Origin of the sequence: Paraburkholderia sediminicola (genome assembly GCF_046027355.1) — a bacterium.
GTDB lineage: Bacteria > Pseudomonadota > Gammaproteobacteria > Burkholderiales > Burkholderiaceae > Paraburkholderia > Paraburkholderia sediminicola_B.
Window position 1 is genome coordinate 21,050 of sequence record NZ_JAQQEK010000014.1, and the last position, 16,959, is coordinate 38,008.

Below are 16,959 nucleotides of genomic sequence, written 5' to 3' on the forward strand. Positions count from 1 at the left end.
GGTTGTCTCGCACGAGAGCCGCGCGCCACACTGAGAAGAGTGATCACCATGTATAACTTGCCTGACGAAAGAGGCCATTTCGGCCAATTTGGCGGCGTGTTCGTCGCTGAAACGCTGGTTCACGCGCTCGACGAGCTGCGTGCAGCATACGAAAAATACAAGAAAGACCCGGAATTCGTCGCCGAATACGAGCGCGAATTGAAGTATTTCGTCGGCCGTCCGTCGCCGATTTATCACGCACAGCGCTGGAGCGAAATGCTCGGCGGCGCGCAGATTTTCCTCAAGCGCGAAGACCTGAATCACACCGGCGCGCACAAGGTCAACAACGTGATCGGCCAGGCGCTGCTCGCCAAGCGTATGGGCAAACCGCGTGTGATCGCGGAAACCGGCGCCGGCCAGCACGGCGTGGCCACGGCGACCATCGCCGCGCGTTTCGGCATGGAGTGCGTGGTCTACATGGGCGCGGAAGACGTGCGCCGCCAGGCCGCCAACGTGTATCGCATGAAGCTGCTCGGCGCGACCGTCGTGCCGGTCGAATCCGGCTCGCGGACCTTGAAGGACGCGCTGAACGAAGCCATGCGCGACTGGGTCACCAACGTCGAAAACACGTTTTACATCATCGGAACGGTCGCGGGACCGCATCCGTACCCGATGATGGTGCGCGACTTCCAGCGCGTGATCGGCGACGAGTGCAAGGTGCAAATGCCGGAACTGGTCGGTCGTCAGCCGGACGCAGTGATTGCGTGCGTTGGCGGCGGTTCGAACGCGATGGGCATTTTTTACCCGTACATTGACGACACTTCGGTGAAGTTGATCGGCGTCGAAGCTGCCGGCGATGGCATCGAATCCGGCCGGCACGCAGCCTCGCTGATCGGCGGAAGCCCCGGCGTGCTGCACGGCAACCGAACGTACCTGCTTCAGGATGAAAACGGCCAGATCATCGAGACCCATTCGGTATCGGCGGGCTTGGATTACCCTGGCGTCGGTCCTGAGCACGCGTGGTTAAAAGACAGCAAACGCGCGGAATATGTCGGCATCACCGACGAAGAAGCGCTCAAGGCGTTCCACGATTGCTGCCGCATCGAAGGCATTATTCCGGCACTGGAATCCAGCCACGCGCTGGCCTATGCCGCGAAACTCGCGCCGACGCTGCCGAAGGACAAGTACCTTCTGGTCAATTTGTCGGGCCGCGGCGACAAGGACATGCATACGGTCGCTGAGCGATCGGGCATTCAGTTCTGAGCGCCGCGACGATGCGTGACGAGTTCGACGAGCCGCAGCCGGCGATTGTAACCACGGAAACCACGCCGGCCGCCAATGTAACGGCGGCCGAGGCGCCTGCATCGCTGTTGCCGCAGGTGCCTGCCGGCATACGGCTGTTGAACCGCGATTTTCTGACCGATGTGGCGAACATTCCCGACGGATCGATCGACCTGATCGTATGCGATCCGCCTTACGGGCTCGGCAAGGATTATGGCAACGACTCCGACATGCGCACGGGCGAAGACTTTCTCGCCTGGACGCGTGGCTGGCTCGAACTGGCCATTCCCAAGCTGAAACAGTCGGGTTCGCTCTACATTTTCTGCACCTGGCAGTACGCGCCGGAAATCTTCAGCTTCCTGAAGACAAAACTCACGATGATCAACGAAATCATCTGGGACCGGCGTGTGCCGAGCATGGGCGGAACGGTGCGCCGGTTCACTTCGGTGCACGATAACATCGGCTTTTTCGCGGTGTCGAAGGATTACTTCTTCGATCTCGATCCCGTCCGTATCCCGTACGATGCCGCCACGAAGAAGGCGCGTTCGCGTAAATTGTTCGAAGGCAGTAAGTGGCTCGAGGTTGGCTATAATCCAAAGGATGTCTGGTCGGTATCGAGACTGCATCGGCAACATGCCGAGCGCGTCGCGCATCCTACCCAGAAGCCTCTGGAAATTGTCGAGCGGATGGTGCTGGCAAGTTGTCCGAAGGGCGGCCGCGTGCTCGACCCTTTCATGGGCAGCGGCACCACCGCAGTCGCTTGCGCCCGTCAGCAGCGCGAATTCGTCGGCTATGAGATCAATGAAAGTTACTGCGCGATCGCGCGCGAACGCGTCAGCGCGGCTGCCGCTCCGCCCGTAGCGCGTCGGGTCAAAGCCAAAACTCAACGGCAGACCGAAGTGCAATGAGCACGCTGCGCAGTAACCCAAATCCGAGAATATTCCATGTCCCGTATCAAGAACACGTTTGCTGCGCTGTCCGCGCAAGGTAAGAAAGGCCTGATTCCGTTCATGACGGCCGGCGACCCGGATCCCGCGCGCACGGTCGAATTCATGCATGCGCTCGCCGCTGGCGGCGCGGATGTGATCGAACTCGGCGTGCCGTTTTCCGACCCGATGGCCGACGGTCCGGTGATCCAGCAATCGTCGGAACGCGCATTGGCACATGGCGTGTCGCTGCGCCACGTGATCGCCGACGTGAAGCGCTTCCGCGAGACCAACGACACCACGCCCGTAGTGCTGATGGGCTACGCCAATCCGATCGAACGCATGGGTACCGAAGCCTTTGCGAAGGCGGCGAAGGACGCCGGTGTGGATGGCGTGCTGGTTGTCGATTATCCACCGGAAGAGTGTGCTGACTTCGCCGAACAGATGCGATCTGCCGGCATCGATCCGATTTTTCTGCTCGCACCCACGTCGACCGACGAGCGTATCGCGGAAGTCGGCAAAATCGCCAGCGGCTACGTCTATTATGTGTCGTTGAAAGGCGTGACCGGCGCGGCAAATCTGGACGTTTCCAGCATCGCGAGTAAAATCCCGGCCATCAAGTCGCGCGTCCCCCTGCCGGTGGGCGTCGGTTTCGGTATCCGCGACGCGCAAACCGCGCGTTCGGTGGCCGAAGTGTCCGATGCCGTCGTGATCGGCAGCCGTATCGTGCAATTGCTCGAACAGGCGGCGCCTGAAACCGCTGCCGAGACGCTCACGCGTTTCGTCGCCGAAGTGCGCGAGGCGCTGGATAGCGTCGCGACTGCCCGATAACAGTTATTTTTGTCTTCTGTAGTGTGAGCGGCGGGCTTGTCCCGCCGTTTGCGCGATCGTAGACCCGAGAAGGATTCAATATGAGCTGGCTCGACAAACTGCTGCCGCCGAAAATCAAACAAACCGACCCGAAGAACCGTAAGGGGATTCCGGAAGGCCTGTGGATCAAGTGCCCGTCGTGCGAAGCCGTGCTGTACCGCAACGACGTCGAGGCCAATCTGCACGTTTGCCCGAAGTGCGACCATCACATGCGCATCGGCGCGCGTGAGCGGCTCGACGGCCTGCTCGATCCGGAAGGGCGCTACGAAATCGGCCAGGAAATCGTGCCGGTCGACGCGCTCAAGTTCAAAGACAGCCGCAAGTACCCCGACCGCCTGAAAGAGGCGATGGACGACACCGACGAAACCGACGCGATGGTCGTCATGGGCGGCGCGATCCATACGCTGCCGGTGGTGGTGGCCTGCTTCGAGTTCTCGTTCATGGGCGGCTCGATGGGTTCGGTGGTCGGCGAGCGCTTCGCGCGCGGCGCGCAGAACGCGCTCGAACAGAAAGTGCCGTTCATCTGCTTTACCGCTTCGGGCGGCGCGCGGATGCAGGAAAGCCTGCTGTCGCTGATGCAGATGGCGAAAACCACGGCGATGCTGACCAAGCTTGCCGAAGCCAAGCTGCCGTTCATCTCCGTGCTGACCGACCCGACCATGGGCGGCGTGTCGGCCAGTTTCGCGTTCCTCGGCGACGTGGTGATCGCGGAGCCGAAGGCGCTGATCGGCTTTGCCGGTCCGCGCGTGATCGAACAAACCGTGCGCGAGAAACTGCCGGAAGGCTTCCAGCGCGCCGAGTTCCTGCTGACGAAGGGCGCGATCGATATGATCGTCGACCGTCGCAAGCTGCGTGAAGAACTCGCGCAATTGATGGCGCTGCTGAGCCATCAGCCGGCTGACGCAGTAGCGTAAGCAGGCACTACGGTGAACCGTCGTCGAGCTTTCTTAAGCGCGGCGGCCGTTAGAAAAGCAGCAAAAAATAGCGCGCCGCGTGAGTGATCAAGCGGCGCGCTGTCATTTCCGGGATAATCACGGTCTCGCAACGCAGCGCCGGTTGCTGACGGTGGCCAGCGAGGGCGGGTGCGGTTTGCGCGCATAAAGTGCCCGCCGGACTAGGCTCTGGCCGCAGCCGCAGCCGCAGCCGCAGCCGCAGCCGCAGCCGACCGCTTCGCTCCGCCCCGCGCCCATTCGCAACACTGCCTAACCGATTCACTCGCGATTCACCCGATGACCACATTTCCCACCCTCGACGCGTGGCTCACGCACCTTGAATCCGCGCATCCGGTCGGCATCGACATGGGTCTGGCCCGCATCAGTCAGGTGCGCGACGCGATGCAGCTGTCGTTCGCGTGTCCGGTCATCACGGTCGGCGGCACGAACGGCAAGGGTTCCACGTGCGCGATCCTCGAATCCATTCTGCTGCGCGCCGGGTTCACGGTCGGCTGTCACACGTCGCCGCATCTGCTCTCGTTCAACGAGCGCGCGCGGGTGAACGGCGAAATGGCGAGCGACGCCGATCTGCTGCCGCACTTCGAAGCCGTCGAAGCCGCGCGCCTAAGCCTCGCCGAACCGGTCACGCTGACCTACTTCGAGTTCACGACGCTGGCCATCATGAGCCTGTTCGCTTCGCGCGAACTGGACGCGGTGATTTTCGAAGTCGGCCTGGGCGGCCGCCTCGACGCGGTCAATATCCTCGATACGGATTGCGCGATCATCACCAGCATCGATATCGATCACACGGAGTATCTCGGCGACACGCGCGAGAAAATCGCCTTCGAAAAGGCCGGCATTTTCCGTCCAGGCAAGCCGGCGATCTGCGCGGACCCGGTCCCGCCGCAATCGCTGATCGATTACGCGGAAAAAATCGGCGCCGAATTGTGGCTGTTCGGCCGCGATTTCCGCTATGAGGGCCAAGCCGGCAGCGAGCGCCAGCAATGGAGCTACGTCGGCCCGACCATGCGTCGTTCGGCGCTGGCCTATCCGGCGCTGCGTGGCGCGAATCAATTGATCAACACGTCGGCGGCGCTCGCCGGCCTCGAGGCGCTGCGCGACCGTTTGCCGGTGTCGGCGCAGGACATCCGCCTCGGCCTCGCCAACGTGGAACTGCCGGGGCGTTTCCAGGTGCTGCCGGGCAAGCCTGCCATCGTGCTGGATGTTGGCCACAATCCGCACGCGGCCGCGGTGTTGTCGCAAAATCTCGGCAACATGGGCTTCTTTCCCTACACGTACGCGGTGTTCGGCGCGATGCGTGACAAGGACATTGCCGGCGTGCTGACGCACCTGAAGGGCGAAATCGATCACTGGTGCGTAACCGATTTGCCGACGCCGCGGGCGGCGTCAGCGGAAGAACTCGAAGCGGCCTTGCGCGAGCAGGGCGTGGACGAGGGCGCCGACAGCAGCGTGACGCGCTATGCCACACCGGCAGAGGCTTTCCAAGACGCGCTAAAACGAGCGTCAGAGAATGATAGAATCGTGGTTTTCGGCAGTTTCTATACGGTAGCAGGCGTGATGGCCTACCGTAAATCGCAGCAACACTGAACGGGCGCCAGGCTCGAACCAAGCGATTCATGGGAATTTTCTCGTTCGGCAAGAAAGACGACGCGCCCACCCGGCGCGGCGCAAACACCAGTTCCACCCGGGCCGCCCGTGGCGAGCGCGTGGAGCGGCGAACCCGCCGCACGGAGCGCACCGTCGACGCCGATGCGATGCTGCTCGACCCTACGTTGCCGGAAAAGCAGCGTGCGCGTCGCCGCCTCGTCGGAGCGATCGCGATGGTCGTGGCGGCGGTCGTCATCCTGCCGATGGTGCTGGACTCGCACCCCAAGCCCGTCACAGACGACATCTCCATCGACATTCCAAGCCGTCCCGCGCCGAAGCTCGCTAAAGCCCAGGAAGACACGCAGGCCGGCGTAGCACCCGATAATCCTGCAACGCCAGACGCGGCACTCGCCGCATCCGGTCTTGCGCCGGCAACGGCAGCCAAGCAAGGGCAGTCCGGCGCCACGAAGCAATCGAGCGCGGAGACGAACGCAGCGGCGTCCGCAGCGGCGTCCGCGGCCAAGCCGGCGGCGAAACCGCAAGCGCCGTCCTTGGCGGCCAACACTGCGCCGACGGCGCCCGCAACGCCTGCCAAACCCGCGGCGAAACCGCCGGTCACGCATAACGCCGCGACCGCTCCCGCACCGGCTGCGCAAGCGCCAAGCTCTGATGACACGAACGCGGCCGCCAGCGCTGACGCGAATTCCGGCACGCCGGCTTCGCCGGCGGGCAGCCGTTTCGCCGTGCAACTCGGCGCCTTCGCGAACGACGCCAATGCGCGCAATTGGGCCACCAAGTTGAAAGCGGCGGGCGTGCCCGCATATACCGAACATCGAAAGCAGGCTGACGGCTCCACGCTCACGTTGCTGCGTGCCGGCCCGTTCGCCGACCGTGCAGCGGCAAGCGCCGCCATCGCAAAGGTTCGCGAGGTCGGCTTGACGTCGGGCGCGAACAGCGGCGCTGCACAGTAAGCCAGCGATGTTCACTGCCTTCGACTACGCTGTAATGGCGGTGATCGGTTTGTCGGCGCTGCGCGGCACATGGCGCGGGTTTTTGTCGGAGATATTCGGGCTGATCGGCTGGATTGCGGCGTTTTTCATTGCTTGCCGCTTTGTCGGTTACGTCGTGCCGTTTATCCCGTCCAATTGGCCGGGCGGCGCGTTGACGCAGTGGCTGCTGGCTTTTGCGCTGGTGGTGGTCGGTGTGGTGCTGGTGGCGAGCGTGCTGAACGCCCTTTTGAGCCGCATCGTGCAGGCAACCGGCTTGAGCGGCGTGGACCGCTCGCTCGGTTTGATGTTCGGCCTCGTGCGCGGGGTCATTCTGGTGCTGATTCTGGTCGCCCTGGCTGGCTTGACCGAACTGCCCCAACAGGAATTCTGGCGCAACGCCTTGCTTCGGCCCTATGCGGTCGAGGGCGTGCACGTAATGAAACCGCTGCTTCCCGAGACGCTGGCTGCTTACGTCCGAGTGTGACGATCAGGCGAGCGGAAAGGGAAACGCAGCAGGACACCGGCGCAAACCGGCTGCCTTTACGTTCGGTCGCGTAGCTTCGCGAACGCCCCGAAGGAAGTCCTTCGGGACACCATCGCAGGCAGCGGCCGCCATGACGAATTTCGTACCTTTGAAGGACATGCCATGTGCGGCATCGTAGGCGTAGTTTCTCATTCTCCGGTCAATCAACTGATCTATGACAGCCTGCTGCTCCTGCAGCACCGCGGTCAGGACGCCGCCGGCATCGCGACAGCGAACGGCAGCAACTTCCACATGCACAAGGCCAACGGCATGGTGCGCGACGTGTTCCGCACGCGCAACATGCGCAGCCTGCCCGGCACCACCGGTATCGGCCAGGTCCGTTACCCGACCGCCGGTTCCGCGTCGAGCGAAGAAGAAGCCCAGCCGTTCTACGTGAACGCGCCGTTCGGCATCATCCTCGCGCACAACGGCAATCTGACCAACTGGCAGCAGCTGAAAGATGAGATGTTCCGCATCGATCGCCGCCACATCAATACCAATTCCGATACGGAAGTCATGCTCAACGTGCTCGCGCACGAATTGCAGCTCTCCAGCTCGGGCCTGCAACTCGATCCGGCCGCGCTGTTCAAGGCCGTGTCGGGCGTGCATCGGCGGGTGCGCGGGTCGTACGCGATCGTGTCGTTGATTGCCGGTTACGGTCTGCTGGGCTTCCGCGACCCGTTCGGCATCCGTCCGCTGTGCCTCGGCAAGCAGGAAACGGCCGAAGGCGTCGAGTGGATCCTGGCGTCGGAATCGGTGGCGATCGAAGGTATCGGCTTTGAATTCGTGCGCGACGTGGCGCCGGGCGAAGCGATTTTCATCGACATCGAAGGCAATCTGCACTCGCAGCAATGCGCCACGAACCCGAGCCTGAACCCCTGCATTTTCGAACTCGTGTATCTCGCGCGTCCAGACTCGGTGCTCGACGGCGTGCCGGTCTACAACGTGCGTCTGCGCATGGGCGACTACCTCGCCGAGAAGATCAAGCGCGAGCTGCCCGACGTTCCGATCGACGTCGTGATGCCGATTCCCGATTCGTCCCGGCCGGCCGCGATGCAGGTCGCGAAGAAGCTGGGCGTGGAATACCGCGAAGGCTTCTTCAAGAACCGTTACGTCGGCCGGACCTTCATCATGCCGGGCCAGGCCGTGCGCAAGAAGTCGGTGCGCCAGAAGCTGAACGCCATGGGCATCGAGTTCAAGGGCAAGAACGTGCTGATCGTCGACGACTCGATCGTGCGCGGCACCACGTCGCACGAAATCGTGCAGATGGCGCGCGACGCCGGCGCGAACAAGGTGATCTTCGCTTCGGCGGCGCCGCCGGTGAAGTTCCCGAACGTCTATGGCATCGACATGCCGACGCGCGGTGAACTTGTCGCCCACGGCCGCTCGGACGACGAAGTCGCGCGCATGATCGGCGCGGACCATCTCGTTTATCAGGACGTCGACGCGCTCAAGCAGGCGGTGCGCGATATCAACCCGGCGCTGAAGGAGTTCGAAGCGTCGTGTTTCGACGGCAACTACGTGACGGGCGACGTCACCACCGAGTACCTCGACCGCATCGAAAGGGCGCGTCTCGCACCGTCATCGCAATCGGACCGCGACGCCGCCAGCGAAGCGATCGACGGCGGAGCCCCGGCCCGTTCGCAACTGCATCTGCAATTGTCGGTGGGTTGAGCGCGGCTTGAATGATCCGCTCCCGGCGCGGCACGCTGCACGCCACGCCGGGAGCGTGTTAGCATGACGGCTTGCGTCGATTTGAACTCAGCTTGCGGACGCGGGGCAACCCGAAACAGCTAAAGCGAATGGTGGAAAAGCCGCATTCATCTACCTCCGCTCCAGCTTTCCCCCGCACATGAAGCCCGCTTATGCCGACGCAAAAGCGGGCTTTTTTGTTGCTGCCGTTCGGCTTGATACGCTGAGCTCACTTCATCTGAGCGGCGTATGCCGAACGCAGCCATGGAACATTGGAAACCAGAACCAACATGGACGACTCCCTGAACTTCGATACGCTGGCAGTCCGCTCGGGCACGGTGCGCAGCGACTTCAACGAACATTCGGAAGCGATTTTCCTGACTTCGAGCTTCGTGTTCGCGAGTGCTGCGGACGCCGCCGAAAAATTCAAGAATTCCGAAGACAACTACACCTACTCGCGCTTCACGAATCCGACTGTCTCGATGTTCCAGGATCGCCTGGCCGCACTTGAAGGCGGCGAAGCCTGCATGGCGACGGCGTCGGGCATGGCCGCGATCATGTCGGTGGTGATGTCGACGCTGCAGGCGGGCGACCATCTGGTCAGCTCGCAGGCGCTGTTCGGTTCGACGCTCGGCATGTTCTCGCAGATCTTCAGCAAATTCGGTATCACGACGACGTTCGTCGATCCGACTGATCTGGATGCATGGAAAAACGCCGTGCGTCCGGAGACGAAGATGTTCTTCCTCGAAACGCCGTCGAATCCGCTGACCGAAGTCGCGGATATCGAAGCGATCAGCAAGATCGCCAAGGCGTCGAACGCGCTGTTCGTGGTTGACAACTGTTTCTGCAGCCCGGCCCTGCAGCAGCCGCTGAAGCTCGGCGCCGATGTCGTGATGCATTCGGCCACCAAGTTCCTCGACGGTCAGGGCCGCGTGCTCGGCGGCGCGCTGGTCGGCTCCAAGCAGTTCATCATGGAAAAGGTGTTCCCGTTCGTGCGCAGCGCCGGGCCGACGTTGTCCGCGTTCAACGCATGGGTGCTGCTCAAGGGCATGGAAACGCTGTCGTTGCGCGTCGAGAAGCAGTCGGCGAATGCGCTCGAAATCGCGCGCTGGCTGGAAACGCATCCGGCTGTGAATCGTGTGTTTTATCCGGGGCTCGAATCGCATCCGCAGCATGCGCTGGCCATGCGTCAGCAGAAGTCGGGCGGCGCGATTCTGTCGTTCGAACTGAAGGGCGATACGCCGGAGCAGATGCGCGCGAATGCATGGCGTGTGATCGACAACACGAAGATCTGCTCGATCACCGGCAACCTGGGCGATACGCGCACCACCATCACGCATCCGGCGACGACCACGCATGGTCGCGTGACGCCGGAAGCGCGCGCGGCGGCGGGCATCAGCGAAGGCTTGATCCGTCTTGCAGTGGGTCTTGAGAACGCCGGTGATATCCGCGGCGATCTGGAGCGCGGTCTGGCGGGTTGAGCGAAGAAGGTTCGAGCGAAGGCTCGAACGAAAGCGTGAAGCAGGACTAGTGGGCCGCTCCGTTCAGGCGGCTCGCGCGACGAAACTCAGTGCAGTCCTTCCGAGCTTCCGAGCAATAGAGCCAACGCGGCGACACTCAGTGCAATGAAACCTGGCGCCGTGAAAACTCAGTGGCGCAACGCGCGCCACTGACCGGGCGCCAGCCCGAAACGCCGCGTGAACGCGTGCGTGTAGGCGCTCTGATCGCCGAAGCCGATGTCCAGCGCGATATCGGTCAACGAAAGGCGCGGATCGGCGAGCAATGTGAGTGACGTATCGAGCCGCAGGCGCTGCAAATAGCGGTGCGGCGTCTCGCCGAAGGCCTCGATAAAAAGCTGATGAAAGCGCCGCATGCCGAAGCCGCAATGCGCGGCAAGGTCGGCTATCCGCAAAGGCTCCGACAAATGCGCGCGCAACCAGCGGTCGATGCGCGCAAAGTCGAGACCGGCGCCGGCTGCAACCGTGCCGGCCGCGGTGCCCGCATCGGCCACCAAGGCCGCGCCGAGGCGCGCGGCTGCGTCCCAATGAAAACGCCGCGTATCCAGATCGTCGCCCAGAACGCCGCCGGTGGCGTGTGCTGCGATGCGATGCACAAGCTGCGTTAAAGAGGTGTCGATCGTGACGGCCCGCGCGCGGTCGAACAAGCGTTCCGGCACGGCCAGCGAAGTGGCCGGCAAATCCAGCACCAACTGCCGGTTCTCGCCGACGCCCGCGTAATCGTGCCGCGCACCCGCCGGGATGAGCCAGGCGGAGCCGGCGTCGATCTGTTGCGCGACGCCGTTCACCGCCATCACCATCGCGCCGTCGAGCCCGAGCACGACCTGGTGAAAGTCGTGCACGTCCGACGCTTCGATCGCGCCGTAGCGGCGCAGCGAAACGCTAGGAGCGGTAACGGCGGCGTGGTTCATCGACGGTGCGCAGTCAGCGAAAGACTTAAACGCCGAGCAATTCGACTTCGAACACGAGCGTTGCGTTCGGCGGAATCACGCCGCCCGCGCCGCGCACGCCGTAGCCGAGTTGAGGCGGGATGGTCAGCTTGCGCGTGCCGCCGACCTTCATGCCTTGCACGCCTTCATCCCAGCCCTTGATGACCATGCCGCCGCCCAGCACGAAAGCGAACGGGTCATTGCGGTCCTTGCTCGAGTCGAACTTCTGGCCATCGGTCAGCCAGCCGGTGTAGTGCACGCTGACGGTCTTGCCGGCCACCGCTTCGGCGCCGGTGCCTTCAACGATGTCTTCGTACTTCAAGCCGGATTCGGTAGTCACAGTCGACATGTATCGCTCCTCAGGTCAAAAACGTAAAAACCGACATTGTAGGCGTGTTGACGCCGCATGCCGAGGATTGCCGCGTGGCACGCGGATTGCGTGCCAGTTGGCCGTCCGGCCAGGCTGGTCGCGCCGGACCGCATGCCTATAATGGGGCTTCTTTCAATCATCATGCACCGCCTGAGAGGGCTCGATCGTGACAACGTCTTCAACCGGAACTACCGGCGAAAAGCCGGTGCCTTCCGGCTTCGCCGTATCCGAACGCACGGCGTATCTGCGTGCGGAAACCGCGCTGTTCATGCGTGACCATGTGCTCTCGCTGGTGTCGCACGATCTGCGCGGTCCGTTGAACGCCATTCACAGTTGGGCGTACGTGCTTGAGCGCAAGCTCGACGCGAACGACCCCAACGCGCAGCGCGCCGTCACCGGCATTCGCAATGGCGTGGACCAGCAGGTCAAGCTGCTCGAGAGGATCGTCGACGCCACGCGCGCCGAAACCAAATCGCTGGCGCTCACCTACGCGTCATTTCCGCTGCATCCGTTACTCGATGAAACTGTGGAAGAAGTCCGCTCGGGCCTGGCTCGGACGCGCGGCGTGGAAGTCACGCTCGACTCGCAACTCGCCACCGAGCAGCTCAACGGCGACCGCGAGCGCCTCGCTGCCGCGCTATGGCTGATGCTGACCTTCGCGGTCGAGACGAGCCCGGAAGGCGCCACGGTCATCCTGTCCACGAAAGCCGACACGAGCGCATGGCACGCCAGTCTCACGTACGACACTAACAGCGCCACGTTGGAGGATCCCGCCTTGCCTCACGTGCTCGAAGCGTTTGCCCGCAAGCAGGCGCGCGAGCCGCGCGAAGCGAAACGGATCGCGTGGGTGCTGGCACTGTGCAAGCGCGTTGCGGAAGCGCACGGCGGCAGTTTCGAGCAAGGCGAGGCAAACGGCGGTGATGCAACCGGCAGCAGCGCAGCGACGCTCGCGCTACGCATCCCGCTGAGCGCAACCGCCGCACAGTGAACGGTTCAACTCAGCCACTTCGTTTGCGCGATTCAAATTTCACCGAGCTTTCACCCTCTATACTGACAACTTTTGTTGCCGGAGCCTTTCGCTTTGATCCAGGTCGTCGCCCTTATCGGTGCGTTGTTTCTCGTTGCCCTCAACGGTTTCTTTGTTGCCGCTGAATTCGGTCTGGTCAAACTGCGGCAGACGCGCGTGCAAAGCCTTGCCGCCAAACATGGCATGCGCGGACGTCTGCTGGCGAAGGTGCACGGGCGCCTCGACGCCTATCTGTCCGCCTGTCAGCTCGGCATCACGTTGGCGTCGCTCGGGCTCGGCTGGATCGGCGAGCCCGCGTTCGCGGAGCTGCTCACGCCGCTCTTCAGCCTGCTCGGTGTGGAGTCGGAGAAGCTGATCCACGGCATTTCGCTGTTCTTCGCGTTCTCGTGCATTTCGTTCCTGCATATCGTGGTGGGCGAACTGGCGCCGAAGTCGCTGGCGATTCGCGAGGCGGAGAAGGTTTCGCTATGGGCCGCCACGCCGTTGTACGGCTTTTATTGGGCCATGTATCCGGCGATCTGGGTGCTCAATTCGAGCGCGAACGCCGTGCTCAAACTCACCGGGCTCGACGCCGATCACGGCCACGACTCGCACTACTCAACCGACGAACTCAAGCTGATCCTGCGCGGCCGCCGCGCCAACGTCGCAACGGAACTGGGTTCGCCGGACGGCGCCTACAGTCAGGACGAGTGGAACACGATTGCACACTCGCTGGATTTTTCGCGCATGACGGTGTCGGACCTCATGCGTCCGGCTTACGAAATGATTGGCTTGCGCCGCGATCTGCCGTTGCGCGAAAACATGCAGGTGGTGGCGCGGCATCGCTTCAGCCGTTATCCGCTGTTCGAAGACGCGTCCGGCGAACGCGTGGCCGGCATGATCCACTTGAAGGACCTGCTCCTGGCCCGCCATGCGGGCAGCACACTCGACGATCTCTCTAAATACGCGCGGCCCGTGCAGTACGTGACGCCGGAGATGCCGGCGCTGGAACTGTTTCGCCGCTTTCGCAAGGGCGCGCCACACTTCGCGCTGGTCGGCCACAAGCGGGAGAAGCCGATCGGTTTCCTGACGCTCGACAATCTGCTCGGCGCACTGGTCGGCCAGATCCACGACGAGTTCCGTCAGGGCGACGCCGACTGGACGCGCATGGACGACGGCACCTTGATGGGCAAGGGCAGCTTGCCGGTGGTGTCGCTGGAACGCGCGTTGGGCATCGACATCGACGAAGGCAAGGCTGAATCGGTCGGCGGCCTCGTGATTCAGGCGCTCAACGATCTGCCCACCGAAGGGCAGAGAGTCGAGTTCGACCGCTTCGACGTCGTCGTCAAGAAAATGAAAGGGCCGCGTATCGTGCTCGTGCGGGTCTATCCGAAAACCTTCGATGACGAAGGTGGCTAAGCCGCGATAGCGTTGCAACACGCCACAGGTAGAATTGTCGTCCACACGGTTGGGGGCGACATGGGATATCTGTTGGTGCTGTGCGTCGGGTTGCTGGCCGGCACGTTGAGCGGCGTGGTCGGCACCGGCTCGTCGATGATGCTGATGCCCGTTCTCGTCATGCTGTTCGGTCCGCAACAGGCGGTGCCGATCATGGCGATCGCCGCGATCATGGGCAACTTCGGCAAGGTCCTCGCGTGGTGGCGCGAGATCGACTGGCGTGCGTGCGGCGCTTACTGCGTGACCGCTGTGCCAGGCGCGGCGCTGGGTGTGCGAACGCTGCTTGCGTTGCCGCCGCACGCGGTGGAGATTGCGTTGGGTTTGTTCTTCGTCGCGATGGTGCCCACGCGGCGCTGGCTCGCGCGCCGGGACATCAAGTTCTCTTTGTTGCAGCTTTCCCTGATCGGCGGCGTGGTGGGTTTTCTCACGGGGATCGTCGTGTCCACCGGACCGATCACGGTGCCCGTGTTCATGTCTTACGGCCTCGTGAAGGGCGCTTTTCTCGCGACAGAAGCGGCGGGCTCCTTGACCGTCTACGCCGCCAAAGTCGCGGTCTTCAATCATTTCGGCGCGTTGCCGTTGCATGTGGTGATCGATGGCTTGATCACCGGCTCCTCGTTGATGATCGGCTCGTTTGCCGCGCGCTCCATCGTGGTTCGGATGAGTCCTTCGACTTTCAAACTGGTCGTCGACGGTTTGATGTTGTCGTCGGGACTTTCACTGTTGTGGGCAGCGGGGCGCTAATCAGGCTCAGTCGAGCGGCCTAGCCGACAGACGCCTCAAACACGCGCCGATAATTTCCGCCGAGAATCGCTCCCACTTCCTCTGGCGAAAATCCGGCAAGCAGCAACGCACTCGCCAGATCGGGCAACTGCTCGTAGCTGCGGAACACCGGCGGCGAAATAAACCCGAGCATGTCCGTCCCGAGACCGACATGCTCCACGCCGACCACATCCGCCATGCGCTTCACGCCCTCGGCCATCGCATGCAAATCCTTGAACGTCCCCGAGCTTGGCCAAACGCCGATCACGCCACCCGTGCCCGCGATCACGCGAGCGTGGTCCGGTGTGATGAGCCGGCTTCGCGCGCCCGGATGCGCGGCCAACGCGCTATGTGACAGCACGAGCGGTTTGGTCGACGTGTCGGCGGCGCGCTTCACCAGATCGTACGTGCCGTGCGCGACATCGACGACGATCCCCAATGCATTGCAGCGGCGTATCACCTGCACGCCGGTATCGGTCAGGCCGCCATGCACCGGTGGCTCGGTCTGGATATCGCCGAGTTCGTTCACGCGATAGTGCGTCAGTTGCAGATGCCGCAACTGGTGCTGCGTGTAGGCCTCATCGACCCGATCCACCTGGCCTTCGAGAAAATCCGCGCCTTCGGCGGAAATGATCGCGCATGGCCCGAGCGGACCGGAAGTCGTCAGCGACGCCGTGTTCGTCACCAGCCGCATCTGCTGACGTTCGATCAACTCGTGGGCTCGCTGGAATTCGGTCTGGCCGAGCGCATACAGTTCGCCGGGCTGCGGATCGCGCCACGCTTCGAAGCGCTTACGGTTGTCGGCGACACGCGTGACGGCCGTATCGGTGACGATCGCGAGGCAAATGACGTTCATGCCGCCGGCGCGCATCGGCGCGGCGAGCGGCATGAACGGACGATGCGCGCCGATCGCGGGGTCGCGCGACACGATCACGCGGCCGCCGTGACTGTGCATGTCGATGGTGAGGGTGCCTGCGGGCGGCCGCCACTTCGGCGTGTTGTCCGCTTCCGCTTGCGCGGCGCCGTCGTGCGCCTCGGTGTAGCCGCCGAAGCGGCCAGGCGCGCAGGCCGTCAGTCCGAGCGCCGCGCCGGACGCCAGAAACGCGCGGCGGCTGAATGTTCGCGGCGGCGTCGCCTCAAGAAGATCGAGCGGCTTGGCATCGACCAATCGATACCGCCAGCCCGCGGGATCGTCTACCAGGCGCACGAGGCGGCCGCGCAGTGTCAAGGCGTCTGCTTGCGGCGTGATCGGCATAGCCGCATGCACTTCGATCGAAGTCAGTGGATTGCGCGGCACGCAGCCGCCGCAACAGGGTTCGTCAGTGCTCAGCAAGAAGTAATCGACAGAGCCCGCTAGCGGATCGAGTGGAATCATCCAACCTGATAACTCGATGATCGCGCCATGCAATTCGTCGGCGTCGCCGGTACGGATCGTCGGCCAGTCGATGTTCATCGGCGCGTCCCCTCGAAGGTGATTTATTTGCGAGCCGTAGCTGCCCGGCTTTTGTTAGTAGCCAGCGTGCCCACCATGCGCTCGACGAGCTTCAACGCTTCCGTTTTCAGTGCGACGGGATCATCGGCGCCATCCAGCAACTGTGCCGCCTCGCACACCATGCTGCCGATCATGCGTGCGGCGAGATAGGCGTTCGCTTTGGCTTTTTCGTTGCCGGCGTGCGGGCTGGTCAGCGCGCCGATCAGCAGCCCATAGACGTGCGTCTCTTCGATCTCGCGGCAACGCGCCTGTCCAAGCACTGCGGGAGCCGTTTCGATGACGAGTTGCCGGTAGACGGGTTCGCAGCAAACTTCCAGGAATTCGCGGATGCCCGCGCTGACGCGCTTTGCCTTCGGCGCGGCCTCGGCCGCAGCCTTCACTTTCAATGCGGCAGCAGCCTGCAAGGACTCGACGAGGGCGTCGAAGAGCTCGGCTTTATCGGCGAAGTGATGGTAGAACGCACCGCGCGTCACGCGCGCACTGCGCGCAATCGCTTCGATGCCGACCTGCTGATAACCCTCCGCTGCGAACAGCTCGCCTGCAGCGGCAATGAGCGCCTGACGGGTGGCGTCCGCGTATTCCTCGCGGCGGGATTTGGGGGGCGCGCCTGCGGTTGGCATGGAGT

Annotated in this window: 16 protein-coding genes; 12 read left to right on the plus strand and 4 right to left on the minus strand. The window is 63.2% G+C overall.

The genetic code is table 11. The features are described from left to right. Positions 1-48: 48 nt before the first annotated feature. The 9 genes from trpB (at position 49) to PQR42_RS23540 (ending at position 10,281) form a co-directional block, all read left to right on the plus strand. Positions 49-1,242, plus strand: coding sequence for a tryptophan synthase subunit beta (gene trpB, locus PQR42_RS23500; RefSeq protein ID WP_408205353.1), 1,194 nt, complete (start codon positions 49-51; stop codon positions 1,240-1,242). An 11-nt stretch (positions 1,243-1,253) separates the two neighbouring features. Continuing rightward, positions 1,254-2,168 (plus strand): DNA methyltransferase, encoded by a 915-nt coding sequence (locus PQR42_RS23505; RefSeq protein WP_408386963.1) that lies wholly within the window; start codon positions 1,254-1,256, stop codon positions 2,166-2,168. 36 nt (positions 2,169-2,204) lie between these two features. After that, on the plus strand, positions 2,205-3,017 hold the full coding sequence (trpA, locus tag PQR42_RS23510) for a tryptophan synthase subunit alpha (protein WP_408205351.1): 813 nt from the start codon (positions 2,205-2,207) through the stop codon (positions 3,015-3,017). An 80-nt stretch (positions 3,018-3,097) separates the two neighbouring features. Further along, a complete protein-coding gene (gene accD / locus PQR42_RS23515; RefSeq protein ID WP_012428630.1) occupies positions 3,098-3,970 on the plus strand; it encodes an acetyl-CoA carboxylase, carboxyltransferase subunit beta in 873 nt (290 codons plus the stop codon). 315 nt (positions 3,971-4,285) lie between these two features. After that, the gene (folC, locus tag PQR42_RS23520) at positions 4,286-5,596 is read left to right on the plus strand and encodes a bifunctional tetrahydrofolate synthase/dihydrofolate synthase (protein ID WP_408386962.1); all 1,311 of its coding nucleotides are present in this window, start codon (positions 4,286-4,288) and stop codon (positions 5,594-5,596) included. A gap of 29 nt (positions 5,597-5,625) precedes the next feature. After that, a complete protein-coding gene (locus tag PQR42_RS23525) occupies positions 5,626-6,567 on the plus strand; it encodes an SPOR domain-containing protein (protein ID WP_408386961.1) in 942 nt (313 codons plus the stop codon). A 7-nt stretch (positions 6,568-6,574) separates the two neighbouring features. Continuing rightward, the gene (locus PQR42_RS23530; RefSeq protein WP_408205347.1) at positions 6,575-7,069 is read left to right on the plus strand and encodes a CvpA family protein; all 495 of its coding nucleotides are present in this window, start codon (positions 6,575-6,577) and stop codon (positions 7,067-7,069) included. Between the two features lie 162 nt (positions 7,070-7,231). Beyond that, entirely contained in the window at positions 7,232-8,782 is a 1,551-nt protein-coding gene (gene purF, locus PQR42_RS23535; RefSeq protein WP_408205346.1) for an amidophosphoribosyltransferase, read from the plus strand. 308 nt (positions 8,783-9,090) lie between these two features. Further along, positions 9,091-10,281, plus strand: a complete 1,191-nt coding sequence (locus PQR42_RS23540) for an O-succinylhomoserine sulfhydrylase (RefSeq protein WP_408205345.1) — start codon at positions 9,091-9,093, stop codon at positions 10,279-10,281. A gap of 167 nt (positions 10,282-10,448) precedes the next feature. Here PQR42_RS23540 and PQR42_RS23545 read toward each other — a convergent pair whose 3' ends face one another. Both PQR42_RS23545 and PQR42_RS23550 read right to left on the minus strand, forming a co-directional pair. Beyond that, positions 10,449-11,228, minus strand: a complete 780-nt coding sequence (locus PQR42_RS23545; protein WP_408386960.1) for an AraC family transcriptional regulator — start codon at positions 11,226-11,228, stop codon at positions 10,449-10,451. A gap of 25 nt (positions 11,229-11,253) precedes the next feature. Continuing rightward, a complete protein-coding gene (locus PQR42_RS23550) occupies positions 11,254-11,595 on the minus strand; it encodes an FKBP-type peptidyl-prolyl cis-trans isomerase (RefSeq protein ID WP_027803023.1) in 342 nt (113 codons plus the stop codon). Positions 11,596-11,782: 187 nt separating this feature from the next. Here PQR42_RS23550 and PQR42_RS23555 point away from each other — a divergent pair, with 187 nt between their 5' ends. The 3 genes from PQR42_RS23555 (at position 11,783) to PQR42_RS23565 (ending at position 14,824) form a co-directional block, all read left to right on the plus strand. Next, a complete protein-coding gene (locus PQR42_RS23555) occupies positions 11,783-12,604 on the plus strand; it encodes a sensor histidine kinase (RefSeq protein ID WP_408386959.1) in 822 nt (273 codons plus the stop codon). A gap of 93 nt (positions 12,605-12,697) precedes the next feature. After that, positions 12,698-14,041, plus strand: coding sequence for a hemolysin family protein (locus PQR42_RS23560; protein WP_408205342.1), 1,344 nt, complete (start codon positions 12,698-12,700; stop codon positions 14,039-14,041). A 60-nt stretch (positions 14,042-14,101) separates the two neighbouring features. Next, positions 14,102-14,824 carry a sulfite exporter TauE/SafE family protein gene (locus tag PQR42_RS23565; RefSeq protein WP_408205341.1) on the plus strand — a complete coding sequence of 241 codons (723 nt, stop codon included), beginning with the start codon at positions 14,102-14,104 and terminating at the stop codon, positions 14,822-14,824. A 19-nt stretch (positions 14,825-14,843) separates the two neighbouring features. On the opposite strand, the gene PQR42_RS23570 is transcribed toward PQR42_RS23565, so the two are convergent. Both PQR42_RS23570 and PQR42_RS23575 read right to left on the minus strand, forming a co-directional pair. After that, positions 14,844-16,295 carry a dipeptidase gene (locus PQR42_RS23570; RefSeq protein ID WP_408386958.1) on the minus strand — a complete coding sequence of 484 codons (1,452 nt, stop codon included), beginning with the start codon at positions 16,293-16,295 and terminating at the stop codon, positions 14,844-14,846. Between the two features lie 23 nt (positions 16,296-16,318). After that, positions 16,319-16,954, minus strand: a complete 636-nt coding sequence (locus PQR42_RS23575) for a TetR/AcrR family transcriptional regulator (RefSeq protein ID WP_408386957.1) — start codon at positions 16,952-16,954, stop codon at positions 16,319-16,321. Positions 16,955-16,959: the final 5 nt, after the last annotated feature.

What these genes read in the sequence shown, in the direction of transcription:
- trpB (WP_408205353.1), top strand. Translation starts at nt 49, where the DNA reads ATGTATAACTTGCCTGACGAAAGAGGCCATTTCGGCCAATTTGGCGGC.
- PQR42_RS23505 (WP_408386963.1), top strand. Translation starts at nt 1,254, where the DNA reads ATGCGTGACGAGTTCGACGAGCCGCAGCCGGCGATTGTAACCACGGAA.
- trpA (WP_408205351.1), top strand. Translation starts at nt 2,205, where the DNA reads ATGTCCCGTATCAAGAACACGTTTGCTGCGCTGTCCGCGCAAGGTAAG.
- accD (WP_012428630.1), top strand. Translation starts at nt 3,098, where the DNA reads ATGAGCTGGCTCGACAAACTGCTGCCGCCGAAAATCAAACAAACCGAC.
- folC (WP_408386962.1), top strand. Translation starts at nt 4,286, where the DNA reads ATGACCACATTTCCCACCCTCGACGCGTGGCTCACGCACCTTGAATCC.
- PQR42_RS23525 (WP_408386961.1), top strand. Translation starts at nt 5,626, where the DNA reads ATGGGAATTTTCTCGTTCGGCAAGAAAGACGACGCGCCCACCCGGCGC.
- PQR42_RS23530 (WP_408205347.1), top strand. Translation starts at nt 6,575, where the DNA reads ATGTTCACTGCCTTCGACTACGCTGTAATGGCGGTGATCGGTTTGTCG.
- purF (WP_408205346.1), top strand. Translation starts at nt 7,232, where the DNA reads ATGTGCGGCATCGTAGGCGTAGTTTCTCATTCTCCGGTCAATCAACTG.
- PQR42_RS23540 (WP_408205345.1), top strand. Translation starts at nt 9,091, where the DNA reads ATGGACGACTCCCTGAACTTCGATACGCTGGCAGTCCGCTCGGGCACG.
- PQR42_RS23545 (WP_408386960.1), bottom strand. Translation starts at nt 11,228, where the DNA reads ATGAACCACGCCGCCGTTACCGCTCCTAGCGTTTCGCTGCGCCGCTAC.
- PQR42_RS23550 (WP_027803023.1), bottom strand. Translation starts at nt 11,595, where the DNA reads ATGTCGACTGTGACTACCGAATCCGGCTTGAAGTACGAAGACATCGTT.
- PQR42_RS23565 (WP_408205341.1), top strand. Translation starts at nt 14,102, where the DNA reads ATGGGATATCTGTTGGTGCTGTGCGTCGGGTTGCTGGCCGGCACGTTG.
- PQR42_RS23570 (WP_408386958.1), bottom strand. Translation starts at nt 16,295, where the DNA reads ATGAACATCGACTGGCCGACGATCCGTACCGGCGACGCCGACGAATTG.
- PQR42_RS23575 (WP_408386957.1), bottom strand. Translation starts at nt 16,954, where the DNA reads ATGCCAACCGCAGGCGCGCCCCCCAAATCCCGCCGCGAGGAATACGCG.